This window comes from Chitinophaga sp. NPDC101104, assembly GCF_050277495.1.
GTDB lineage: Bacteria > Bacteroidota > Bacteroidia > Chitinophagales > Chitinophagaceae > Chitinophaga.
On sequence record NZ_JBNNSF010000002.1, the window covers coordinates 559,487 to 582,290 of the forward strand.

Here is a 22,804-nt window from a genome sequence, read left to right on the forward strand (position 1 = left end):
TTTACATCTTTCCCTATTCAAAGAAACCGATCTCCGCGATCGCTACCGATGCGCTGCCGGCGGCCGTTTCCGTGGCTTCGATCTTCACGAACCGCGCCTTGACGCTATTCTTGAAATAGTGGTAGCGGGTTGTAGGATCGTTGATAAGGTTCCCGAATTCGAACGTTTCGGCGGGTTGCCAGGTTTGTCCGTCGGCGCTGACAAGCAATTTACCCTTCGCCATCATGCCTTCCGCATTGGCGGTTTGCGGCGTATAGGCAAATCCTTTCAGATCGTGCGGTGCGCCCAGGTCGATGGTGATGCTGTGCGCACCGCCGTCGGCGGATTGCCAGAAGGTTTTCGGATTGGCGTCGAAAGCCGCTGTGGCGGGGCGCCTGTTGCGTTCGCTGCTGGCATTGACGAGCTTCCAGGCGTTTTTGGCGAGGCCGATGGTTTGGCGCGCCACGCCGCTGGTTTCCTTATGCTGAACGGAAATGGCTTTCACTTCGCCGGCCGTCATGCGGAACGGGCCTTCATATTTCCGGGATTGCGCGTTAGGCGTGGACCCGTCTGTCGTATACCGGATCTCGAAATTGGCGCTGAGGTTTTGCGTGGCGTTTTCGCCGTGTGGCTTCCAGTTGAATTCCGGTTGCACGGGCGCGATGGTGACCATGCCTTCTGCCGACTGGCTGATGGCCAGTTGCGGTGGCCGGCTCCGGTAGTAATGGGCGGAAACCGTGCTGATGGCGGGTGCCAGCCGCGATTCGATGATCCGGACGCGGAAGCGGCTCGCCGTCACGTCGGGGAAACGCAGGATGCGTTTGTACCCGATGTTGGCCGAATGCGCGATCTCTTTCCATTCTCCGCCGATCCACGCGTCCACCGCGTGTTTTTCCACTCTTTCGCTGCTGGTTTGGATGGCTTCCTGCAGCACGATACGGTTGATGGTGACGGGTTTCGGCGCCGTGATCTCGATGGCGCCGGATTCGCTTTTCAGTTGTAATGCGGTGGCGGGATTGTTGTCCAGCACGGCCTGCGGGCCTTTCGCGCCTTTGAACAGGCTGCTGCCGTAGGTTTCACGGATGCGGCGGCCGGTTTCATAGAGCACAATGGAATCTGCGGGCGAGAATCTCCCTTCTCGGTTGGGCGGAATGTTCAGCAGGAAAGTGGAGTTGCCGCCCACGGAGCGTTCGTAGATGTCGAAAACATCGTCGGTGCTGCGCACTTTCTGCCGGGTATCGTCGCGGTAAAACCAGCCTTCGCGGATGGAGGTATTGGTTTCTGCCTGTTGGTAATGGAGGAATTTGGCGGACAGCAATTTGGAGCGCTGGCCCAGGGAGTCGGCTTCCATATCGGGGAAATGGCTGGCGGTATTGGGGTTTTCCGGGTAAGGGATCACGTTCCATTCTTCCGCGCGCGTCCTGCCCGATTCGTTACCGCACCAGCGGATGTCTTCCTTCCCGAAAATCACCGCTTTCGGCGCCAGGGTGTGGATCAGCTGTTTCCAAGCGGCATAGTTGTATTGCTGGCCCCCTTTTGTTTTGGGATGCGCACCGTCGAACCATACTTCATGCACCGGCCCGTATTCCGTCAGCAGCTCGAACAGCTGGTTGAGGAAATATTCGTTGTAATCGTCCACTTCGAACTCGAACTTCGTTTTATTGGCGAACGGCCTTCCGGGAACGGCCCTCGGGATGGTGCGCTTCGTGTATTTGCTGAGGTTCCCGTACAGGCCTTCCGCGTTTTCGATCTGGTAAAGGTCGGCGGGGGAAAGGTAAATCCCGAGCTTCAGCCCGTATTTTTTCAGGGAGGCGGACAGGTCGCGGAGCACATCGCCCTTGCCGTTGCGGAACCCGGTAGACATGATCCCGTGCTTCGTATACCGGCTCTGCCAGAGCACGAACCCATCGTGGTGTTTCACCGTGATGATGACCATTTTCATGCCCGCCGCTTTCATCGCCGCGCACCATTGGTCGGTATTTAAGGTTTTCAGGTCGAAGATGGCGGGGTCTTCTTTCCCGTTCCCCCATTCCATTCGTGTAAAAGTATTCGGCCCCATGTGAATGAAGGCAATGAACTCATTCCGGAGCGCAGCGTACTGATTGGCCGTAGGCACCACGTGCGCGGCTTTGCGGATAATGTCGGCCGGACTGTCGCCCGCATCTACCGCAATGGTGTTGCGGAACGGGATGGGCGATTGCTGGGCGTGTGCCTGCATCATCCAGCAGGCGGATAAAAGCAATATCGTTTTTTTCATACCAAACAAATAAAGGATACCCGTAAAGATAGTGGCTCAGCCCGAAGTTGGGGTATTTTGTCAATTTGCATCCTGTTTTGGTTAATTTAGCGGCATTCCGCTTGACGGATGATGATAATTTTATCTTTTTACTTATTGTTTGATATGAAAAGTATGATCCGATCTTTCGCCAAACCGGCAGCTTTCCTCTCATTCCTCGGCGCACTGGCCGCCTGCAAAACACCGGCGTATCAACTGGTAGACGGTTATATGTACGAACAGCGCCCCGGCCGGGAGAACGAAAACTGGAAACTCGTCTGGAAAGATGATTTCAAGGGCCAAACGATCGACACGGCGAAGTGGACGCGCATCCCGCCCGGGAAATCGGACTGGAACAGGCATATGACGCGAGACGATAAATGCTACGAGCTGAAGGACGGGCTGCTTTATCTCAAAGGCATCGTGAACCCGGACACCTCGGCCGACGAGCGCCCTTTCCTCACCGGCGGTATCTGGACGAAAGGGAAATTCGCGTTCCAGTACGGAAAGATCGAGATCCGCGCAAAGCTCGAAAGCGCCCAGGGCGCCTGGCCCGCCATGTGGATGCTCGCCGAAAAGGATAAATACGGCAAATACCCGAAAAACGGGGAGATCGATATCATGGAGCACCTCAACTACGACTCCATCATTTACCAGACGGTCCATTCCTGGTACACGCTCGAACTGAAACAGGCGGATAACCCCAAACACGGCGGCACCGCGGTTTTCAATAAAGATGAGTTCAATGTGTTCGGCCTGAAATGGTATCCCGATAAAATCGTGTACATCCTCAACGGCAGGGAAACGTTCACCTATCCGCGCGTACAGGGCGTGGATGCTTCGCAGTGGCCGTTCGACCAGTCGTTCTACATCCTCATCGACCAGCAGCTGGGAGGTAACTGGGTAGGAAAAGTGAAGCCGGAAACGCTTCCGGTGAATATGATCGTGGATTGGGTGAAGGTATACCAGTAAAGGATCAGGAAGTTTCGAGCAGGGCGCGCTCCGCTTCCAGGGCGGCGCGCTCGGTTTCGTTTTTGGCGTTTCCGGCGCCGATCTCCGCGATGCGGGCCTGGATGCCTTCCGCGATGGCACGCTGTTTTTCCGCTTCCATGTTCCCGCCCATCATGTGTTGCAGGTAAAATTCGATGCGGGGATCGTAGCGGACGTCGCGCAGGGTCACTTTCTTTTTCAGCCGGATGCCTTCCAGGCTCGTGCAGCGGCTGAGCGCCACATACGTTTGCCCCGTCGCGAAAGCGCCGTTCCCCAGGTCGATGATCACTTTCTGGAACGTTTGTCCCTGGCTTTTATGGATGGTTACGGCCCAGGCGAGTTTCAGCGGCAGCTGCCGGAACGTGCCCGTCACGATCTTTTCGATCTCTTCTTTCTGGCGGTTCCATTTGTACTCGATGTGTTCCCACTCCGATTTATCGACGCGGTGTACCACTTCGCCCTCGTCCAGCTGCACTTCCACATATTCTTCTTCGAGGGCGGTAATTTTCCCGAGCGTACCGTTCACCCAGCGCCTTTCCTTGTCGTTCTTGATGAACATGACCTGTGCGCCCGTTTTCAGTTGCAGCTGCAATTCCGCGGGCAGCCGGTTGCCGCCGCTGCGCGCTTCCTGCTCGAAATCACCCGTCAGCAAAGCTTTGTAGGAGTTGATCTCACCTTCCAGCGCTTTGAGCCGCTGTTCGTTTACCGCGTCGGCGATGGCGTTGGTGGTGCAGAGGATCAGCTCCAGCTCCGCGCCGGACGGCTCGTAGTCGGGATCATGGCGGGTATTGAGCGTGGCGAGGTGGGAAGGCTGCACGGTATTGTCGCGCACGGCGTTGAGCACCTGCACGAACGCGGGATCGGGTTGGCGGTACACGCGTTTCAGTTCGATGATCTGCATCCGGAAGCCTTCTTTGAAAGCTTTCGCGCTGAAAAAATAAGGGGTGGAATAGTTCCCGGAAATGATCTCCACTTCGCCGGCACGTTTATTGTCGATCACTGGCGGCAATTGCAGCAGGTCGCCGATAACGAGGAGCTGCTTGCCGCCGAAGGGCAGCGCGGAACGGAGGTTTTTGCGCAAAGTGAGGTCTATGGCATGCATGAGGTCGCACCGCACCATGGAAATTTCGTCGATGATGATGAGGTCTACCTGCTTGAGGAGCTCCGTTTTTTCTTCGTTCAGATCGGCCGCGCCTTTGTCTTGCGGCAGATAGGGCCGCGGTTCAACGAGGAAGAAGGAATGAATGGTTTGTCCGCCGACGTTGAGCGCCGCCACGCCGGTGGAAGCGAGCACGATGTATTTTTTCGGGATGTGGGCGATGAGGTTGCGCAGCAGGGTAGACTTACCCGTTCCGGCCTTGCCGGTTAGGAAAACCGACTGGCGGGTATAGGCGATCAGCCTGATGGCTTCCTGTGCGTCGCGGTTATCGTGGTATTGTTGGAGAAGCTGGACCATCCCGAAGTTTACATTTCCTGACCTGGAATGCGCGAAGGTACGGAATAGTTCGGGGAATCGCCGCTGCCGCTTCGCCGGAACAATTTCGGATATTTTTTGTTGATTGAATCGAACGGGAGAACAGGGGATTTTAACGGTGAACGGCCATGCCATTGCGTTCCGTGCCCATTCATCCCTCAAATATTTTTATCGATGAAGCCATTTGTAACCATGATTTTCTGCCTGCTGGCCATAGCCGCCTGCAAGGATGCCGAACGGGAACGGCAGCTCGCATCGCGCGAGGCGGCGCTGGCGGAAAAGGAGAAACAGTTTGCCTTGAAAGAAGCCGATTACCGCGCGCTCCTCCGCTGGCGGGATAGTTTGCTCGCCGTGAAAGATACCCTGGGCGCCATCGCCGAAAGGGCATGGCCGGAAGATGTGCTGGGGCGGTGGAACAGTAAGACGGTCTGCAAGGAATCGTCGTGCAGCGAATACGTGGTGGGCGATCAGCGCGCCGGCGCCTGGGAGTTTTCGGCCGATTCCGCCGGACTGTTCACCAAGGTGTTCGACCGCAACGCCCTGGTGCGCGTGTATGCCGGTACGTTCGACAGTTCGGCCGTGCGCCTGCAATTCCGGTCGGATTCCAGCGCGGCGCGGCGGGTGGAAATGGATGTGGAACTGAGCCGTAGCGGAACGGGTACCATGAAGGGTAGCCAGCTGCTGAAAATGGAAAACGGCTGTACCGCGAGGTTCACCGTAGAATTGGTCCGGGCTTCAAATAAATAATGTATGGTCCTGCTGAATATCGGGCACCTGACGCTGCCAATCGACGATCCACTGCTGAAATTCCTGCTGGAGCTGATCATCATCCTCGGCGCGCCGCTGTTGCTGAACAAGATCAAAGTGCCGCACCTGCTGGGGCTCATCATCGCCGGGGCGCTCGTGGGCCCCAACGGTTTCCATCTCCTCTCGCGCGACAGCAGCGTCGTGGTGACGGGCACCACCGGGCTGTTGTACATCATGTTCCTCGCCGGCCTCGAAATCGATATGGGCGATTTCAAGAAAAACAAATGGAAAAGCCTCCTGTTCTCCGCCTTTACGTTCATCATACCTTTCGGCCTGGGCATCATCGGGGGATATTACATCCTCGGGTTCAACATGCTGACCACTGTGCTTTTCTCCAGTCTTTTTTCCTCGCAAACCCTTATCGTATATCCCTACATCAGCAAAATGGGCATCACGAAGAACATTGCCGTGAACATCACGCTGGGCGGAACGATGGTCACGGATGTGCTGTCTTTGCTCGTGCTGGCGGTGGTAGTGGGCATGACGCAGGGCGACGTGGGCGCGGGGTTCTGGGCACAATTGTCGATCTCCATGGTCGTTTTCGTGCTGGTGGTGCTGCTCGTTTTTCCCATCATTGCGCGGTGGTTTTTCAAGCGGGTGGACGACAAGATATCGCAATATATTTTCGTACTGGTGATGATCTACCTGGCCGCGCTGCTGGCCGAAGTGGCGGGCGTGGAATCCATCATCGGCGCGTTTTTCGCGGGGCTGGCGCTCAACCAGCTCATTCCGCGCACTTCCACGCTGATGAACCGCGTGGAGTTCGTGGGCAACGCGATCTTCATTCCCTTTTTCCTCATCAGCGTGGGCATGCTGATCGATTTTAAAGTGTTTTTCAAGGGATGGGAGACATTGGGCGTGGCGGCAGTAATGATGATCGCGTCCATCGGCGGGAAATACCTCGCCGCCGTGGCCACCCGAAAAACGCTGCGGCTCACCAGGGACGAAGGCATTCTCATCTTCGGTATGAGCACCGCTTCCGCCGCGGCCACACTGGCTTCCGTAATGGTGGGGTACAACATCATCCTATCGGAAACCGCTGCCGGAGAGCCTGTCCGCCTGCTGAACGAGCACGTGCTCAACGGCAGTATTTTGCTGATCCTGGTGTCTTGTACCATTTCGTCGTTCGTTTCCCTGTCGAGCGCGCGGCGCATCGCGGAAGCCGATAATGAAAACACGGTGTCGGGGAACAGCCGGGAGCAAGACCACATCCTGCTGGCCGTGAACCACGGCGAAACGGTGGAAAAGCTCGTGAACCTGGGATTGCTCGTCCGCGGGAAATCGGCCGGCAACCCGCTTTTCGCGATCAGCGTCATCGACGACGATAAGAACGAATCCGCCATCAGGAACTCGGAAAAAATCCTGCACGAAGCGGTAGAAACCGCCGCCGCGGCCGATGTAGAGCTCGTTCCCCTGACGCGGTACGATGCGGATGTGGTGTCTGGCATCGGCAACGTCATCAAGGAACAGAAAATTACCGACGTCGTGTTCGTGCTGCAGGACGAAAAGGGATTTTCGCCTTCGTTCGTCTATAACCTGCACAATGGCTACCTGCAGAACGATCATGTGAACGTGCTGATCTATCACGCCGTTCAGCCCGTATCCACCATCAAACGCTACACCGTGCTCATTCCGGCGCGTGCGGAAATGGAGCCGGGTTTCTTCCATGCTTTGCTGCGCGTCTGGAACATCGGCCGGAATTCAGGGGCGAAGATGGTGTTTTATGTGAGCGCCGACACCCGGAAAGTACTGGAGCGCATCCTGTCGAAAGCCAGCCTGGAAGCGGAAATGCGTGAACTGCAACATTGGCGTGAGGCGGAAGGGATCGCGTCGGGGGTGAAGGAAGACGAAGCTTTCGTGGTGCTTATGGCGCGCCAGGGCTCGCCGTCGTACACCCGCGAAATGCGGCGGCTGCCCGATTTTCTGAATAGCCGGCTCAAAGACCGCACCTATCTGCTCATCTTTCCCTTTGCCGATGATGAAGGAATGGTGGAGAAGCGGTCGGTCAGCAACCACCGGGATTTCATGGAGATCGGGAACGTCATTGGCCGGGTTTTTAAATGATAGCGTGCAAAATCCTAACTTGCATCCGCCAAAATATTACCGGATTTGTATTCAAAAGAAGAAACCTCCCGCATCAGAGAAGCTTTCTGGACCGCTTTCGGCCAGTATATCGCGCCGCACCTATCTGCCGAAGGCAACCGCGTGAACTGGACCAATTACAAAACGGGCGTGAAACATATCTATTTCCGGATGCAGGCCGGCCACCGCAGCGCCGCCATCGCCATAGAGGTGGCCCACCCGGACGCGGGCGTACAGGAACTTTTCTTCGAGCAGTTCCGGGAATTCAAATCCGCGCTCGAAAGCCATCTCGGCGAAACCTGGACCTGGGAGCTGCACACTCGCGATGATTATGGGAAAACCATCAGCAGGATCTATAAGGAATTGCCCGGGGTGAGCGTGTTCCGGCAGGGCGACTGGCCGGCGCTGATCTCGTTTTTCAAGCCGAGGCTCCTGGCGCTGGACGCGTTCTGGAGCGAACGGAAGTATCCGTTCGAGGATTTGAGCGGATCGTAGGAAAGCTTCGCTAAATATCGCGGAATCATTGCGGGTTGGCGAAATATCGTCAGCCGCGAAAGATGAATAGTTTGGTAAGTGTTTGATTGTGAGATAGTTGGGGTGATGGCACAGGGGTTGCCTATCCATCCCCGACATTATTCATCACCAAAAACGCTGCAACATGTCACAACATCCGCAATCCGGAAAAGGGATCCGCCCCGACGATCCGCCAGACGTATCGATCCCCGCGCCCGTCCGTGAGCACGACACCTGGCAAGGCTCCGAGTTCCTCGACGATCAGATCAGGACAGATGAAAGCCCGGAAGAAGACCCTCAACCCCAGGCACCCTGACGTATGCACATCGGCAAATCATACCGCCTCACCGATTTCCTGTACTGGACCCGCCGCGATCTGTATATCCTCACCGGGGTCGGCGCCGTGCCCGTTATCCTGTACGAAACGTTCGGGCTGCGGTGGCTGGTGCTTCCATGGACGGTGGTGTCGCTTTTCGGAACGGCCACGGCGTTCATCGTAGGTTTCAAGAATTCGCAGAGCTACAACCGCACGCGCGACGCGCAGCACATCTGGACCAACATCGGCAATACGAGCAATACCTGGGGCATTATGTGCCGCGATTATTTCGGGGATTCGCCCGTTGCGCGGGAGTTGGTATACCGGCATTTCGCCTGGCTCACGGCCTTGCGGTACCAGTTGCGCGGCGAGCGTGTCTGGGAATCCGCGGACGCGCAGCACAATGCGGAATACCAGCAATATTACACCATTCCCGAGCGCAACAGCAGCCTGGAGGCCGAACTGGCGAAGTACCTTTCGCAGGGGGAGTTGCAACAGATTGCCGGCGTGCGGAACAAAACCACGCAGCTGCTGGCCATGCAGAGCGCCGCGGTGAAAGCGGCTTACGGGGAGGGGACCGTCCAGCTGGCGCAGTTCATCGAGCTGCAACGCACGATCAACCTGTTTTTCGCGCAAACGGCACAGAGCGAATCGCTGAAAGACACGCCCTATCCCCGCCAGTATTCCATCGTCAATACTATATTCGTAAGGATATTCTGTGCGCTGCTGCCGTTCGGCCTGCTCCGGGAATTCGACAGCCTGAACCGCGCTGCGCCGGGGCTCCTGCACGGGCACATGGTCTGGCTGCTCATTCCGTTCAGCGTCATGATCTCCTGGATTTATACCTCGCTGGTGCAGGTCGGCGAAAGCACGGAAAACCCTTTCGAAGGGAACTCCAACGACGTGCCCATTTCCCAGATCTGCCGCGCCATCGAAATCGACCTGCGGGAAATGCTGGGAGAAAAGGAACTGCCGCCGCCGATCGTACCGCAAAACGATATAATTATTTGATAACCAGTTGAATAAAAAAAGTTGGGAAAAATGTCCAATTTGAGGGGATTCGATTGTCATTAGTATAGTAAATCGAATAATAATGGAACAAAGGATTAATTTCATCGAAAAGGGGCAGGGCGCCCTCAAAACTCTCTTCGGAATAGGCGCTTATCTGAAAAAATCGCCGATCGAAGCGAAATTGCAGCACCTGGTAGAATTCCGGGTATCGCAGATCAACGGTTGTGCTTTTTGCCTGGATATGCATTCCAAAGACGCCCGTGCACATGGCGAAACGGAGCAGCGTTTGTACGCATTGGCCGCCTGGCGCGAAACGCCGTTCTTTTCCGATCGTGAAAGGGCCGCGCTGGCCTGGGCCGAAGCGGTGACCGCCTGCAACGTGCCCGACGAAACATTCAAGCGCGTGAAGGTATTTTTCACCGACGAAGAGCTGATCGACCTCACGCTGGTGGTATCTTCCATCAACACCTGGAACCGTTTCAACATCGCTTTCCCGAACCCCGCGGCAGTAGGTACCTACCAACCCGGACAGTTCGGTTGAGCCACGAAGGAACAACCTTAAAATTTGCATTATGAACGAATTCCTGTTGGTATTCAGAAGAGATTACAAGACAAAGGAAACACAGCCGTCGCCGGAACAGTTGCAGGCGCACCTGGGCCGGTGGCGGGCGTGGTTCGACGATCTCAAGGCGCGCGACCTGCTGGCCAGGCCGCTGCAGCCCTGGGAGCCTGCGGGCAAAGTGGTCAGGCACGATAAAAGCGTGACCGACGGCCCGTTTGCCGAGATCAAGGAATCGATCGGCGGGTTCATCGTCATCCGCGCGGAGAATTATGAAGCAGCCGTGCAAATCGCGGAAGGATCGCCGATCCTCGAGCTGGGCGGCACCGTGGAAATCCGCATGGCGGTCCAATAACGGCGTTAATGTTCGGAGGATGGAAGAAAGGGAATTAATACCGCATTTGTTCAGAACGGAATACCGGAAGATGATCTCGGTACTGTGTTCCCTTTTCGGCGCGGGCCATGTAGACGAAGCGGAAGATATCGTGAGCGAAACTTTTCTCGCGGCCACCGAATCGTGGAGCGCCAAAGGCGTGCCCGAAAACCCCACCGGATGGCTGTACACCGTCGCGAAGCATAAAACGCTGAACTGGCTCAAACGGAATAACCTCTTCCAGCGGCAGCTGCTCACCGATCTCAAGCGTGCAACACCCGAAGGGGAAATGCCGGAGATCGATTTATCGGAAAGGAACGTGTCAGACAGTCAGCTCGCCATGATGTTCACTGTCTGCCACCCTTCCATTCCGCCGGAATCGCAGGTGGCGCTCGCGCTGAGCCTGCTCTGCGGATTCGGTGCGCAGGAGATCGCCGACGCCTATCTCACCACGCCCGCCGTCATTTACAAACGCCTGAGCCGGGGGAAGGAGAAACTGAAAGAAGCCGGGCTCGCCATCCGCCAGCCCACCGTTTCAGAAATCAACGACCGGATAGACGTGGTGCTGAAAACGATTTACCTGCTGTTTTCGGAAGGATATTTTTCTTCGTCGCACGATTTGGTATTGCGCCGCGACCTCTGTGTGGAAGCCATGCGGCTTTGCTACCTGTTGCTGGAATCGCCGCAGACCAACCTCCCGGCCGTGAACGCCCTCATGGCGCTCATGTGCTTCCACGCATCGCGGTTCGACGCGCGCGTGAGCGAGCGCGGCGAAATGGTACTTTACCAGGAACAGGATGAAAGCCGCTGGAACCGCGAGCTGATCGAAAAAGGGGAATATTATCTCTACCAGGCCGCTACCGTCCCCAATCTCAGTACGTATCACCTGGAAGCCGCCATCGCCTGGTGGCATACGCATAAGGCAGACGACCGGGAAAAATGGGAGAATATCCTCGATCTCTATAACCAGCTGCTCATCCTGCAATACTCACCCATGGCCGCGCTCAACCGGACGTACGCCATTGCGCAGGTAAAAGGGAAACCTGCAGCGATCCGGGAAGCGGAGAAACTGGCGCTGACAGACAATCATTTCTACTACGCGCTGCTCGGCAATCTGTATACCGGCATCAACGACGCAAAGGCGCTGCAGCATTACGGATCGGCGCTGCAACTGGCGCACACGCCCGCGGGCATCGCCGCGATGGAAAAATACATCGCGGAGCTGAAGGCGCTCCCGGGCCACTGACCTCCCTTTCCAACTACGATTTTTCGTACACACCGCAACCGGCCGCCATAGGCCGGGATGCCCATGCTTTGCTCCGGCAAAAACAGAAGACCATGAAAAATAAATTGCATATAGTCGTCATCGGCGGCGGGTTCGCCGGACTGAATTTCGTGAAGCGCCTCTACAGGAACCCGTTTTACGATATCACGGTGGTAGACAGGAACAACTACAATTATTTTACGCCGTTGCTTTACCAGGTGGCCACCAGCTTCCTGGAGCCTTCGAGCATCAGTTATCCTTTCCGCCGGTTGTTCCGCCAAAAGAACGTCGCGTTCCGGATGGCTGCGGTAAACGATGTAGACACCGCTGGGAAAAAGCTCCACCTCGGCGATGGTTCCGAGCTGACTTACGACATCCTGGTATTCGCCGCCGGATCGAAAACGAATTTCTTCGGCAACGAAAACATCCGCCGGCATTCGTTTTCGCTGAAGGGGATCGATGATGCGCTCTTCCTGCGCAACGAACTGCTGAAGAACCTCGAAAAAGCCTCGCTGGAAACCGATCCTGAAGAGCGCCGGCGCATGCTGACGGTCGTGATCGCCGGCGGCGGCCCCACCGGCGTGGAAGTGGCCGGCATGCTCGCGGAAACGAAGAAATACATCCTCGGCAACGATTATCCTACCCTGGCCAAAGCGCCGGTAAATATCCATGTGATAGATGGCGCGCCGGCCCTGCTGGCGCCCATGAGCGCCAAAACCCACGTGGCGGCGTTCAAAGCGTTGAACAAACTGGGCGTGCATGTGAAGCTGAACACGCAGGTGAGAGATTTCCGCAACGGCAGCGTTGAACTGTCTGACGGCACCGCCATCGAAGCGGGTACCCTGATCTGGGCCGCGGGTGTGGTCGCCAATTCCTTCAACGGCATCGCCCCGGAAAGTATCGGAAGGGGAAAAAGAATGATCACCGACGCGTTCAATAAAGTGAAAGGATATGCCGATATTTTCGCCATCGGCGATATCAGTATCCAGTTTACGGACGACCGGTATCCCGCCGGGCACCCGCAGGTGGCGCAGCCCGCCATCCAGCAGGGGAAAACACTGGCGAAGAACCTGTTGCGCCTGGCGAAAGGGAAGCCCATGCAGCCTTTCCGGTATTTCGACCGGGGAGATATGGCGATCATCGGCCGGCAATTCGCCGTGGCAGACCTTTTCCGGCACAAGCTGCATCTGGGTGGACTGGCCGGATTGCTGGGGTGGCTTTTCATCCACGTCATATCGCTCGTTAATTACAACAACAAAATCAAAACGCTTTATAACTGGGCCGTTGCCTATGCAACCCGCGACCAGGCCCTGCGGCTGATCTTCCGGCCGGGGAACCGCGAAAACCGGGGCTGAGGCGGCTGTTCCACAACCTGCATTACCATGATGAATTTTAAATTACTGTTCCGCTCGTCTTTGGGGAGAAAGCTGATCATGTCCATGACAGGACTGTTCCTTTGCCTTTTCCTCATCGTGCACCTGGGCGGCAATCTTACGCTGTTTGCGGGAGATGAGGGATACACCTTCAACATCTACGCGCATTTCATGACGCATTTTCCGCCGGTGACGGCCATCGCGTACGTCCTTTATGCCTGTATCCTCGTCCATGCGTGGTATGCGATCGTGCAAACCCTGAAGAACAGGCGGGCGCGGCCGGTGAAGTACGCTGTTACTTCGAAAGCAAAGTCCAGCTGGGCTTCGCTGAACATGGGCTTGCTGGGAAGCATCATTTTCCTGTTCCTCGTCATCCACATGAGCAATTTCTGGGGCCGGTACATGTTCACGAAAGGGATGTACCGCGAATACCGGAAAGACCTTACAGACGGGCGCATCACTTCCACCGCTTACTATCCCGCCTCGCCGGAGTTCGAATATGCGGTGCTGACGGAAGGCGATACGGAGATCGTGCGGGTGAAAGATCTGTACGTGATCGTGACCGGAAGTTTCAGCCTGCTTTGGTATGTGGTGCTGTACCTTTTTGCCATGGTGGCGGTATCGTATCATTTGTACCATGGCTTCCAGAGCGCGTTCCAGTCTGCCGGGATCGCACACGGAAAATACACGCCGATGATAAGGTTTATCGGCGTCTGGGTGTTTGCGGTCATCATTCCCATCGCTTTCGCGTCGATGCCGGTCGTATTTTATATCAGGAGCCTGATTTGAATTATAGGGATAAAAAAAAGAAAAAGCCTTTGCGAATTGCAAAGGCTTTTTTCGCTTGGCTTGCTGGCCGGGTTATGCAACCGGCGGGATGGCCATGCGTACTTCCACGATGGCACCGTACTGGATGATGGGGCAGCCTTTGGCGAGGGCAACGGCTTCGTCGTAATCTTTCGCCTTGATAAGGAAAAGCCCGCCGATGGATTCCTTGCCTTCTGCATAGGGGCCGCTCTGGACCTGTTCTTTCTGTTTGTCGAACCGGATCACCCTTCCGTCTACGTCCCAACGTTTGGGAGGCGCTACCAGCCTGTCTTGCGCGGCGATGCCTGCCACCCATTCCTGGTAAGGTTTGAGGGCTTCCTTCATCTGCTCGGGGCTGGGTTTGGGATGGGCGCTGGTCAGATCTCTGTGGATCACGAGGAGGAACTCTTGCATGTTTATGTTGTTTAAAATATGACGGATTGATGTTTGGATGGATGATGGGCAGTGGTGTACGGGGTGCTGGTGTGTCGCTGCGTTGTTGACCGGATGTCGCGGATACGGGGGCCGCGCCGGCGTTAGGTGGGCTTCATGCGCGAACGGGTGGAAAACGCATGCCAGTTACAACAGCCACAGCGAGCTGACACCCGTCATCTTCGTTACAATCAGCACCGGGTACAACCTTTACACCCTAATTCTTCACCGGGCGCGTGGCGAACCAGGTACCGAAGTCGGTACGGCCGATGCGCGGGTTGGGGCCGGGAACGAGCGATTGGTCGTTCAGCATGGCACCGAAATATTTTGCGTTTACGTCAGAAACCACTGTGCGCGGATCGTCGACTTCGCGGAGGTAGCGCGCGGCCAGGGAGGAAAGGCTCACTTTTTCAGGGCCTGCGATTTCCAGTATGCCATTGATCGGCGCACCAGTGGCCACGTCTGCCATCGCCGCAGCTACGTCGTCAGACGCGATGGGCTGGATGGAAGCGGGCGAAAGATGGATGTTCTCGCCTTTCGCCGCTGAGGCGACGATGCCGCCGAGGAATTCGAAGAACTGGGTGGAGTGGACGATGGAGTAGGGAATGCCGGATTTTTTGATCAGGTCTTCCTGTGCGGCTTTGGCGCGGAAATAGCCGCTTTCCTGCAGTCTTTCGGTACCTACTACCGATAATGCGATATGATGTTTCACCCCGGCTTTCGCTTCGGCGGCCAGCAGGTTGCGGCCCGAAGTCTGGAAGAATTCCATGACGGGGCCGTCGTCGAAAGAGGGCGAATTCGCTACGTCGATCACCACGTCCGCACCTTTCAAGCATTCGGAAAGCCCTTCGCCGGTGATGGTGTTCACGCCCGATGCGGGCGATGCTGCGATCACTTCATGCCCTTCCTTGCGCAGGCGGTCTACGGTTTTGGAACCGATCAGTCCGGTCCCGCCGATTACTACGATTTTCATACGTTGATATTTTGACGTTTGTATGTATGTTGCTACCGGATTCGCATGTGCCATGCCGGTATGCATGCTTTCAGGCAATCGAAATGCCATTGGTTTAAAATGTTGATAATCAAATCGATATGTTATGATAAGGCGTTTTTCATTGACGTTATTCAGCGTAAAGCGGGACGTTCCGCGAAATACCGTGGAAGTTGCGCGCATGAAAAAGCCGGAACCGCGAAGGTTCCGGCCGGTGTTTCGTTGTGCGGGTCTTAATTATTGAAGTAATCGGCTTTGAGGATGCCGAGTTTTTTCATTTTGGAATGCAGCGTGGTGCCGGGAAGTTCCAGCACTTCCGCAGCGCCGCCCACGCCGGAAATCTTGCCACCGCAGCGTTTCAGGACTTCGATGATGTACGATTTTTCGATCTGTTCCAGTGTTTGGGGAAAAGCTGCGTGCGGGAGCGCTACTTCATTTTCCGGCCGCGCACGATCGGGCAGATGCACTTCGCGAATGGTGGCGTCTTCGCTGAGGAGAATGGCGCGTTCGACCAGGTGTTCCAGTTCACGGACGTTGCCGGGCCAATGGTAACTTTTGAGCGCTTTCAGCACTTTGGCGGAAATGCCGCTGATTTTTCGGCCGTTTTGCTTACTGAATTTCGTGATGAACGCATTGGCCAGGGGCTCGATGTCTTCCGCCCGTTCCCGCAGCGGCGGCAGGTGGATGGGGAATACATTGAGGCGGTAAAATAGATCGGCACGGAACCTTCCGGCCTGCACTTCCGCTTCCAGGTCACGGTTGGTGGCGGCGATGATACGCACGTCCACCTTGATCGTCGACTTTCCGCCCACTCTTTCCAGTTCCCGTTCCTGCAACACGCGCAACAGTTTTACCTGCAATTCCAGCGGCATTTCTCCGATCTCGTCGAGGAAAAGCGTGCTGTTGTTAGCCAGCTCGAACTTCCCGATACGCCGGTCTATCGCTCCTGTGAACGCACCTTTTTCATGCCCGAACAATTCACTTTCGATGAGGTGCGCCGGCAGCGCGGCGCAATTCACTTTTACCATGAGCCTGCTTTTCCGGGGCGATGCGTTGTGGACCGCCCTGGCAACGAGCTCCTTGCCGGTCCCCGTTTCGCCGGTCAACAGTACGGTCGACGACGATGCCGCCACCTGTGTGATGAGCCGGTAGACTTTCTGCATTTGCGCACCGCTGCCCACGATCCCGGAAAAGTCGTAGATTGTTTTGATCTGTTCGCGCAGGTAATCGTTTTCGTTCTCCAGTTGCTGTTTGTAAGCCAGTAATTTTTCATTCGCCAGGATGTTGGAAATGGCGATGGAAATCTGTGCGCAGATGCTGTTGAGCACGGGCATATTTACTTCGTTCGTCAACAGCCAGAGCGTGCCGATATTGGTGTCGCCCATGCGAAGGGGGGCGCCGAAAGCCTGCTCCATCCCCAACGATTCCCAGAAACGGACGATCGGCTCTTCCGCTCCTTTGGCCGCTTCCTCCGAAACGTTAAATACGACTGGCCCTCCGTTTTGCAACACAAGCGCGGAAAGCGGGTGATGGATATCTAATTTCCGCGCCATCAGCGAACGGAACCCCTCCACCTGGTCGCCCACCATGCTTTCGTCGAACAGGTAGGGAGATAAAGTTTCGCCGTCGGCGTCGATGGTCCGGATGATGGCCAGCCGGATGTTGAGGACGTTATGTAAAACCTGGGAGATCGCGGATTGGAGATCGTCTTTGGTGCGGATGGCGGCAATTTCGCGGCTGAAAGTATGCAGGAAAGCGGCTTCCGTTTCCCGGCGCAGCAGCTCTTCCTTCATCGTGATGTTGGACATGGCGATGGAAACATGCGTGCAAATCCCCTGCAGCAGCGGCATATCGATGTCCGCAACGCCCAACCAGAGTATGCCGGGCTGCTGGTCTCCCGTCCGCAGCGCCGTTCCCGTCACGATTTGGATCCCCGCTTTCTTCCATATCTGCAGATACGGCGCATCGTTGCCCCGTGCGATTTCCGTGCTGACGCTGAAGAACAATGGGATTTCGCTCTGCAGTACACGGTCCTGCAACCCGTCGCGCAGGGGCAGCTTCGCCGTTACCAGTTCCCGGACCAGCGCGCTGTCGACGGTTTCGAGCGATTCGTCGTATATGTAATTGGTAGTTGTCTGATCGCTGTGGACCTGCTGGACGAGGAACCCTCCGGCCGATGGTATCCCTTTCATCCCGTTGCGCAAAGCGCGGGAGAGCTCGTTCCGCGACCGGGCGGCCGCGATCTCACTGTAAAAATCTGGAATGAAGCGTTGCTCGCGCGCTTCGGAGATTTGGCCGCCCAATTCGGGGAAATGCGGGCGCTCGTTCGTGTAACCGGCTACCATCAAGGTTTTTCGGCCGGGGGCGGCGGTGTTGGTAGTTGAAGTCTTCATGCTAATGGACAGATTTTTGAAGTTTTAAATCATGGGTCTCGTTCTAAAAACAATCGGGAATTCATAATTGGACAAAATCCAGCCGGAAAATTATGTTTTCAATGTAAATTGCTGACAATCAGTATGATGGAAATCGTTGTCCATCTCCACAAAAACGATCAACCCGGGCACAAAGGCCCGGGTTGATCCATTTACATGCTATGGGGATGTTGCAGTCCGGTTACAGTTCCCGGGCGGCGCCCAGGATAATGTCGGTTACTTTTTTGGGCATGGATACCATGGGGACGTGGCTTGCTTTCAGTTCGGAGGTCTTGGCGTTGATCATTTTCGCTTCGGCCCTTGCCAGCGGAGGCGTAACCATATGGTCTTCGGTGCCGATGATCGCCCAGGAGGGTTTGGATTTCCAGGCGGCGGTGGAGATTTTGGTGACGGTGGCTTTGGTTGCCCAGGGCGTTTGCGTCGCGAAGATCACGTCGCGTTCCTGCATGGGAAGGTCTTGTGCGAAATGCTCGCGGATGCCTTTGCGGGTGAGGCTGAGAAACCCTGCTGCATCGGGCCTGATCTCGGCGTTGCCGGGCGCGGCGGGGAAGGCGGCTCCTACATCGGTGGCGGATTGTCCATCGTTCGGGATGAGCGCGCACACATAGACGAGCCCGGCCACTTTGGGGTCGTTCCCGGCTTCGGTGATCACCATGCCGCCGTAGGAGTGGCCCACAAGGAGTACCGGCCCGTCCATCAATGCGATGGCCCTTTTGGTGGCGGCTACGTCGTCTTCCAGGGAAGTGAGCGGGTTTTGCACGGCGATCACGTTCATCCCGGCGGCCTGCAGCCCGGGGATCACTTTGGCCCAGCTGGAGCCGTCGGCGAAGGCGCCATGTACGAGCACGATGTTTTTTACGCCTTTGGGGGCAGCCTGGGCCTGCGCGTCTTGCGAGGGGGCCAGCAATGCGGCCGCGGAAAAGATTGCGGCGGCGAAGGTTTGTTTCATGATAGACATACTTTGAAGTTTGCCTGTACTTTGCAAGTGGCACGCCAATGCCCTAAATAATTGATGGAGAATCGTTCATGAAAATCCGGGAGATTTCCCTGCCACCGGATTCCGTTAATCCGCGAAAGCGCGCGCTGTATTTCGTTTTTTCGCAAAAGGGCAGGAAATGATACTTTCCGGCCCGGAGGCCCAAGGAAAAATATTTATCCCGGTCTGCAGGGATTTACGGCGCCAAATACAAAGGGTTTTTTCTATCATTGCATGTGGATCGGGTCTGAACAGTGGGCCCGGCGTCTATCATCACCCAAATCATATCTACTCTACATGCAAAGAAGAAATTTTATCAAATCGCTGGCGATCGGCGCAGCCGGACTGTCGACCTCCTCCCTCTGGGCCAGTCCTTCGGCCTCCAAAAAACTGGGCATCCAGCTATATACGGTGAGAGATGCCGTCGCGAAAGACCTCCCCGGCACCCTGGAACGCCTGTCCAAACTCGGGTACAACAAACTGGAGATTTACGGCTACAACGGCACCTTCTTCGGTAAAAGCGTATCGGAATTCAAGTCCATTCTGTCGGGAACTGGCATGCAGGTACTCAGCTCGCACCATCTCCCCGGCCATGCCATGAAAATGAAAGGCACGCTGCTCGACGGTTGGGACAAAGCCGTGGAAGACATGCACGCCATCGGCGCAAAATATATGGCCTGCGCTTACCTCTTCCCCGAAGAAAGGACCGGCGAATTCTACGCGCAACTGCCCGATCTGCTGAACAAATCCGGTGAGAAAACCAAATCCGCCGGCATCCGGTTCGCTTATCATAACCACGATTTCGAATTCGAGAAATATAACGACTCCCTCTTATACGAATACCTCCTCAAAAACACCGATCCTGCCATGATGAACATGGAAATGGACCTCTACTGGGCGGTGAAAGCGAAACAGGACCCCGTGTCCTGGTTCGAAAGATACCCCGGCCGCTTCCCGCTGTGGCACGTGAAAGACCTCGAAAAAGGTTCGGAAGACATTACGGAAGTGGGCAACGGTTCCATCGATTTCGACCGTATTTTCGCCGCGCGCAAAAAGGCGGGTTTGAAGGAATGGTTCGTGGAGCAGGACGAAAGCAAGGGCGATATCTTCAAAGGCATCGAACAAAGCCATCGCTACCTCGACACTAAAAAATTCGCATAATCAAAAAGCGGGAAGCCTGGCTTCCCGCTTTCTTTTTTAAGGGCAACCACATGCCGAATGCAGTAATTCCACGATCGTCCGCGGCTCGTCAGACAACACCTGCCGCGGCCATTTTTTACTATCGGTCTGATCGAGGACGAGGAACATGGCGAGCCCTTCTTCCTGCGACCATTGATTCCGCTTCCGCCGCATCCCTTCCACGGCGATGTCATATTTGAAACCTCCGCCAGACGGATGTTGCAGCCAGTACAGCCCCGAAAATTGCCCCAATCCTTCCATCGTCAGAAAAATATCGTCCAGCTCGCGTAAAATCTGTTTGTCGCCGGTAAAATAACGGGCCTGCCGCTCGTGCAACATCCGCAACGCATCGCAGGTTAGTTTTTTCCTGGCCTGTTTATCGGCGTGGAATGCGGCCTGGTAAAACAGGTCGGTTTCCTTTCTCCAGCTGTCGGTATACGCGCTGTCTCTGGAAAACGTATGTTGTACGATATCGTCTGACAGTGGCGGGTCCTTGAATGGATGTTTTTGTTCGATGGCGGTTACCGTAGCGCCCATGCCCCGCTGCTGGCGGGTGTGCGCGAATTCGTGGAGGAACACGGCGGTGATGAGCTTGTCCAGCCCCAGCTCCTTGCTTTGCACACCGGCTTTTTCCCAGAAACCGGGGACGGCCATCACGAAGAACGGATGACCGGCCGAATCCGCCGCGGCGAAAGACATGAGGCCCAGCGGCACCAGCTGTCTATCGGGGATACGCAACGTTCCGTTATGCGCGCCGGTATACCATTCCAGCGTTTTTCCCCCTGGGCCGGGACAATGAAAACGCTTGTCCCCAGCGGCTACCGGGGCGGTCGAATAATACAGGGAATCGTCGTACAGGAAGATGACGGGCGTTCCGGGAGACGAGCCGAATTTATGGGCGCAAACGAAGTCCCACGCGGAGAACCATGCCGGTACGCCTTTCATGCCGGGCGGAATGGATTGTGAGGTGGCGGATAGCGAGCTGCTGATAATGAGCAGGAGGATAATAGTCAGGTTGCGCATAAGCATATTGTCAGATAAATGGTTTTCCGGCAGGGATTTACGAAGCGTTCCCTTTCAAAGTTGCGGGCGATTGGCCGAAGCGCGACTTGAAGGCGCGGCTGAAATGCGAAGGGCTTTCGAACCCGCTTTCGAAAGCGGCGTCGGAGACGGATTTGTCGCGGTTGTTCAGGAGGATGCGCGCATGTTGCAATCGTTTTTCCAGCAGCCATTTGCCGGGCGTGGTGCCGAAGGTTTTTCCGAAATCCCTTTTGAACGCCGAGAGGCTGCGGTTGCTCAGTTCGGCGTAAACATCCAGTTTCAGGTTGAAGCAGAAATTGTCTTCCATGACGCGTTCCAGCTGAATGCCGCGCGGCCCGTGCATGAGGGAGCAGAAATAGGAGAGCAGTTCCTGGTTGAGGGGATTGTCGGCGATGTTGAGCACCAGCTCGCGGAATTTGAGTTCCAGGAGCGCAGGGTCGGGATCCTGCTTTTCGGCGAAATAGGCGGACATGGACAGGAAGAAGCCTTTCAGTTTTTCGCTGGATTCCAGGAGCATGACCGGCTCATAATGGCGCTGGTACATGGGCAGCGGTTTGGACCGGGCCTGGAGGGTTTCGCAGATGAACGCGTCCGGTATGAAGAACAGGACCACACAAAACCCGGTATCCATGATCTGCTCGAGGATAAACCCGCCTTTGCGGACGAATACGCAGCTGTCTTTCCGGATATGATACGCCCCCCTGGCGGTATGCCACGTTTTCTCTCCGTCGATTACATAAAACAGATAATTGTACTGCGTCCATAAATCCGCGAAGCGCGATTGCATGAGCCGGGCTTCCATGGGGCAATTGAAGGCGGTAATGAGCGATTGGCCGCAGGTGAACTGGCGGTAGAATTGGGGATGCTGCAATACGCGTTCAAAGAAGTTGAGCATAATTATCCTTAAATTTACTGAAATTCCGGAATTCCCCGCAGCTGAGCTTTTAAGTCAAATCTTTGGACCCGGAAGTCAAGTCCCGCCGCCTGTTTGTAGTTAATTTCGCATTTGTCAACATCACCCCAAATAATACACATTTAATAAACCCCAATCGTGGCGACACGAATTTTTTCATGTTAAAATCCAATCAAAATGAATCCAAACAAAGCGTTATGGGAGAAAGGCGATTTCACTAAAATTGCGGAGAGCATGCGCGAAAGCGGTGCGGCGCTCGTATCCCGGCTGGGTGTTACCCCGGGCATGAAGGTGCTGGACCTTGGCTGTGGCGATGGTACCACGGCCATTCCCGAAGCGAAGCTGGGCGCGGATGTGCTCGGTGTCGATATCGCCAGCAACCTGGTGGCGGCGGGAAAGCGGCGTGCAGAGGCGGAGCAGCTCACCAATATCGAGTTCCGCGAAGGCGATGCCACTAACCTGGAAGGGATCGGCGATCAGCAGTTTGACCTGGCCGTGAGCATTTTCGGCGCCATGTTCGCACCCAAACCGCAAGACGTGGCCAGCGAGCTGGTGCGCGTGACCCGGCCCGGCGGCCGGATCGTGATGGGCAACTGGATCCCGGGAGATCCGACACTGGTGGCGCAGATATTGAAGATCAGTTCCGCCTACACACCGCCGCCGCCCGAGGGTTTCGTGAGCCCGATGCTTTGGGGCTTGGAAGACCATGTGAAGCAGCGTTTCGTGAACGCCGGCGTGTCGGGGGACGATATTTCCTTCGAAAGGGAAACCTTCCATTTCGGGATCGATTGTTCGCCCGCCGAATTCCTCGACCGCTTCCGGCAGTTTTACGGCCCCACCATGAATGCCTACGAAGCTGCGGAGAAAAAAGGGAAATCGGCCGAATTGCAACAGGAGCTGGAAACCTTGTTCAATGAAAAGAACGAAAGCGGCTCGGCCGGCACTACGCTGATCCCCGCCACGTTCCTGAAAGTAACCGTCAACCGCAGATAGCATTTCCTCACCGGATTTGGGAAC

The 22,804-nt window shown here is 55.9% G+C and carries 21 protein-coding genes; 13 read left to right on the plus strand and 8 right to left on the minus strand.

Translation table 11 applies throughout. The annotated features are described in order from the left end of the window. Positions 1–13: 13 nt before the first annotated feature. Positions 14–2,236, minus strand: coding sequence for an alpha-L-fucosidase (locus ACQKLP_RS20945; RefSeq protein WP_427324904.1), 2,223 nt, complete (start codon positions 2,234–2,236; stop codon positions 14–16). A gap of 153 nt (positions 2,237–2,389) precedes the next feature. Here ACQKLP_RS20945 and ACQKLP_RS20950 point away from each other — a divergent pair, with 153 nt between their 5' ends. Continuing rightward, on the plus strand, positions 2,390–3,226 hold the full coding sequence (locus tag ACQKLP_RS20950) for a glycoside hydrolase family 16 protein (RefSeq protein ID WP_427324905.1): 837 nt from the start codon (positions 2,390–2,392) through the stop codon (positions 3,224–3,226). Positions 3,227–3,230: 4 nt separating this feature from the next. On the opposite strand, the gene ACQKLP_RS20955 is transcribed toward ACQKLP_RS20950, so the two are convergent. Continuing rightward, positions 3,231–4,700 carry an ATP-dependent DNA helicase gene (locus ACQKLP_RS20955; RefSeq protein WP_427324907.1) on the minus strand — a complete coding sequence of 490 codons (1,470 nt, stop codon included), beginning with the start codon at positions 4,698–4,700 and terminating at the stop codon, positions 3,231–3,233. 192 nt (positions 4,701–4,892) lie between these two features. Between ACQKLP_RS20955 and ACQKLP_RS20960 the strand changes: the two genes are divergently transcribed. From ACQKLP_RS20960 to ACQKLP_RS21005, 10 genes are all read left to right on the plus strand, one after another. Further along, a complete protein-coding gene (locus ACQKLP_RS20960; protein WP_427324909.1) occupies positions 4,893–5,465 on the plus strand; it encodes a hypothetical protein in 573 nt (190 codons plus the stop codon). 3 nt (positions 5,466–5,468) lie between these two features. Further along, positions 5,469–7,589, plus strand: coding sequence for a cation:proton antiporter (locus tag ACQKLP_RS20965; RefSeq protein ID WP_427324911.1), 2,121 nt, complete (start codon positions 5,469–5,471; stop codon positions 7,587–7,589). A 45-nt stretch (positions 7,590–7,634) separates the two neighbouring features. Further along, positions 7,635–8,102, plus strand: a complete 468-nt coding sequence (locus ACQKLP_RS20970; protein WP_427324912.1) for a DUF4268 domain-containing protein — start codon at positions 7,635–7,637, stop codon at positions 8,100–8,102. Positions 8,103–8,265: 163 nt separating this feature from the next. Beyond that, positions 8,266–8,436 (plus strand): hypothetical protein, encoded by a 171-nt coding sequence (locus ACQKLP_RS20975; RefSeq protein WP_427324913.1) that lies wholly within the window; start codon positions 8,266–8,268, stop codon positions 8,434–8,436. Positions 8,437–8,439: 3 nt separating this feature from the next. After that, a complete protein-coding gene (locus ACQKLP_RS20980; protein WP_427324914.1) occupies positions 8,440–9,447 on the plus strand; it encodes a bestrophin family protein in 1,008 nt (335 codons plus the stop codon). Positions 9,448–9,529: 82 nt separating this feature from the next. Then, positions 9,530–9,988 carry a carboxymuconolactone decarboxylase family protein gene (locus ACQKLP_RS20985; protein ID WP_427324915.1) on the plus strand — a complete coding sequence of 153 codons (459 nt, stop codon included), beginning with the start codon at positions 9,530–9,532 and terminating at the stop codon, positions 9,986–9,988. 31 nt (positions 9,989–10,019) lie between these two features. Next, the gene (locus ACQKLP_RS20990; RefSeq protein WP_427324916.1) at positions 10,020–10,361 is read left to right on the plus strand and encodes a YciI family protein; all 342 of its coding nucleotides are present in this window, start codon (positions 10,020–10,022) and stop codon (positions 10,359–10,361) included. Between the two features lie 19 nt (positions 10,362–10,380). Beyond that, the gene (locus ACQKLP_RS20995) at positions 10,381–11,625 is read left to right on the plus strand and encodes an RNA polymerase sigma factor (RefSeq protein ID WP_427324917.1); all 1,245 of its coding nucleotides are present in this window, start codon (positions 10,381–10,383) and stop codon (positions 11,623–11,625) included. Positions 11,626–11,717: 92 nt separating this feature from the next. Beyond that, positions 11,718–12,998: an NAD(P)/FAD-dependent oxidoreductase gene (locus ACQKLP_RS21000; RefSeq protein ID WP_427324918.1), complete on the plus strand. Its 1,281-nt coding sequence runs from the start codon at positions 11,718–11,720 to the stop codon at positions 12,996–12,998. 27 nt (positions 12,999–13,025) lie between these two features. Then, complete coding sequence (locus tag ACQKLP_RS21005; protein WP_427324919.1) at positions 13,026–13,805, plus strand: succinate dehydrogenase cytochrome b subunit; 780 nt, start codon at positions 13,026–13,028, stop codon at positions 13,803–13,805. Positions 13,806–13,877: 72 nt separating this feature from the next. Here ACQKLP_RS21005 and ACQKLP_RS21010 read toward each other — a convergent pair whose 3' ends face one another. The 4 genes from ACQKLP_RS21010 to ACQKLP_RS21025 all read right to left on the minus strand — a co-directional run bounded on the left by ACQKLP_RS21010 (position 13,878) and on the right by ACQKLP_RS21025 (position 18,636). Continuing rightward, a complete protein-coding gene (locus tag ACQKLP_RS21010; protein ID WP_427324920.1) occupies positions 13,878–14,237 on the minus strand; it encodes a YciI family protein in 360 nt (119 codons plus the stop codon). Positions 14,238–14,472: 235 nt separating this feature from the next. Next, positions 14,473–15,228 (minus strand): SDR family oxidoreductase, encoded by a 756-nt coding sequence (locus tag ACQKLP_RS21015; RefSeq protein WP_427324921.1) that lies wholly within the window; start codon positions 15,226–15,228, stop codon positions 14,473–14,475. A gap of 251 nt (positions 15,229–15,479) precedes the next feature. Next, positions 15,480–17,639 (minus strand): sigma-54 interaction domain-containing protein, encoded by a 2,160-nt coding sequence (locus ACQKLP_RS21020; protein ID WP_427324922.1) that lies wholly within the window; start codon positions 17,637–17,639, stop codon positions 15,480–15,482. A 220-nt stretch (positions 17,640–17,859) separates the two neighbouring features. After that, positions 17,860–18,636: an alpha/beta fold hydrolase gene (locus ACQKLP_RS21025; RefSeq protein WP_427324923.1), complete on the minus strand. Its 777-nt coding sequence runs from the start codon at positions 18,634–18,636 to the stop codon at positions 17,860–17,862. Positions 18,637–18,951: 315 nt separating this feature from the next. Between ACQKLP_RS21025 and ACQKLP_RS21030 the strand changes: the two genes are divergently transcribed. Then, positions 18,952–19,815: a sugar phosphate isomerase/epimerase family protein gene (locus ACQKLP_RS21030; protein ID WP_427324924.1), complete on the plus strand. Its 864-nt coding sequence runs from the start codon at positions 18,952–18,954 to the stop codon at positions 19,813–19,815. 36 nt (positions 19,816–19,851) lie between these two features. Here ACQKLP_RS21030 and ACQKLP_RS21035 read toward each other — a convergent pair whose 3' ends face one another. Together ACQKLP_RS21035 and ACQKLP_RS21040 are read right to left on the minus strand one after the other, a co-directional pair. After that, positions 19,852–20,856, minus strand: coding sequence for a hypothetical protein (locus tag ACQKLP_RS21035; RefSeq protein WP_427324925.1), 1,005 nt, complete (start codon positions 20,854–20,856; stop codon positions 19,852–19,854). Positions 20,857–20,893: 37 nt separating this feature from the next. Further along, the gene (locus ACQKLP_RS21040; protein ID WP_427324926.1) at positions 20,894–21,769 is read right to left on the minus strand and encodes a helix-turn-helix domain-containing protein; all 876 of its coding nucleotides are present in this window, start codon (positions 21,767–21,769) and stop codon (positions 20,894–20,896) included. A 195-nt stretch (positions 21,770–21,964) separates the two neighbouring features. On the opposite strand from ACQKLP_RS21040, the gene ACQKLP_RS21045 reads away from it, so the two are divergent. Then, on the plus strand, positions 21,965–22,780 hold the full coding sequence (locus ACQKLP_RS21045; protein ID WP_427324927.1) for a class I SAM-dependent methyltransferase: 816 nt from the start codon (positions 21,965–21,967) through the stop codon (positions 22,778–22,780). The last annotated feature ends 24 nt before the right edge of the window (positions 22,781–22,804 follow it).

Bases quoted from the DNA above. Each gene is read 5' to 3' on its own strand.
- ACQKLP_RS21005 (WP_427324919.1), top strand. From the start codon at position 13,026: ATGATGAATTTTAAATTACTGTTCCGCTCGTCTTTGGGGAGAAAGCTG.
- ACQKLP_RS21020 (WP_427324922.1), bottom strand. From the start codon at position 17,639: ATGAAGACTTCAACTACCAACACCGCCGCCCCCGGCCGAAAAACCTTG.
- ACQKLP_RS21035 (WP_427324925.1), bottom strand. From the start codon at position 20,856: ATGCGCAACCTGACTATTATCCTCCTGCTCATTATCAGCAGCTCGCTA.
- ACQKLP_RS20950 (WP_427324905.1), top strand. From the start codon at position 2,390: ATGATCCGATCTTTCGCCAAACCGGCAGCTTTCCTCTCATTCCTCGGC.
- ACQKLP_RS20980 (WP_427324914.1), top strand. From the start codon at position 8,440: ATGCACATCGGCAAATCATACCGCCTCACCGATTTCCTGTACTGGACC.
- ACQKLP_RS21030 (WP_427324924.1), top strand. From the start codon at position 18,952: ATGCAAAGAAGAAATTTTATCAAATCGCTGGCGATCGGCGCAGCCGGA.
- ACQKLP_RS20945 (WP_427324904.1), bottom strand. From the start codon at position 2,236: ATGAAAAAAACGATATTGCTTTTATCCGCCTGCTGGATGATGCAGGCA.
- ACQKLP_RS20975 (WP_427324913.1), top strand. From the start codon at position 8,266: ATGTCACAACATCCGCAATCCGGAAAAGGGATCCGCCCCGACGATCCG.
- ACQKLP_RS21025 (WP_427324923.1), bottom strand. From the start codon at position 18,636: ATGTCTATCATGAAACAAACCTTCGCCGCCGCAATCTTTTCCGCGGCC.
- ACQKLP_RS20990 (WP_427324916.1), top strand. From the start codon at position 10,020: ATGAACGAATTCCTGTTGGTATTCAGAAGAGATTACAAGACAAAGGAA.
- ACQKLP_RS20985 (WP_427324915.1), top strand. From the start codon at position 9,530: ATGGAACAAAGGATTAATTTCATCGAAAAGGGGCAGGGCGCCCTCAAA.
- ACQKLP_RS21040 (WP_427324926.1), bottom strand. From the start codon at position 21,769: ATGCTCAACTTCTTTGAACGCGTATTGCAGCATCCCCAATTCTACCGC.
- ACQKLP_RS21010 (WP_427324920.1), bottom strand. From the start codon at position 14,237: ATGCAAGAGTTCCTCCTCGTGATCCACAGAGATCTGACCAGCGCCCAT.
- ACQKLP_RS21015 (WP_427324921.1), bottom strand. From the start codon at position 15,228: ATGAAAATCGTAGTAATCGGCGGGACCGGACTGATCGGTTCCAAAACC.
- ACQKLP_RS20960 (WP_427324909.1), top strand. From the start codon at position 4,893: ATGAAGCCATTTGTAACCATGATTTTCTGCCTGCTGGCCATAGCCGCC.
- ACQKLP_RS20965 (WP_427324911.1), top strand. From the start codon at position 5,469: ATGGTCCTGCTGAATATCGGGCACCTGACGCTGCCAATCGACGATCCA.
- ACQKLP_RS20995 (WP_427324917.1), top strand. From the start codon at position 10,381: ATGGAAGAAAGGGAATTAATACCGCATTTGTTCAGAACGGAATACCGG.
- ACQKLP_RS20955 (WP_427324907.1), bottom strand. From the start codon at position 4,700: ATGGTCCAGCTTCTCCAACAATACCACGATAACCGCGACGCACAGGAA.
- ACQKLP_RS21045 (WP_427324927.1), top strand. From the start codon at position 21,965: ATGAATCCAAACAAAGCGTTATGGGAGAAAGGCGATTTCACTAAAATT.
- ACQKLP_RS21000 (WP_427324918.1), top strand. From the start codon at position 11,718: ATGAAAAATAAATTGCATATAGTCGTCATCGGCGGCGGGTTCGCCGGA.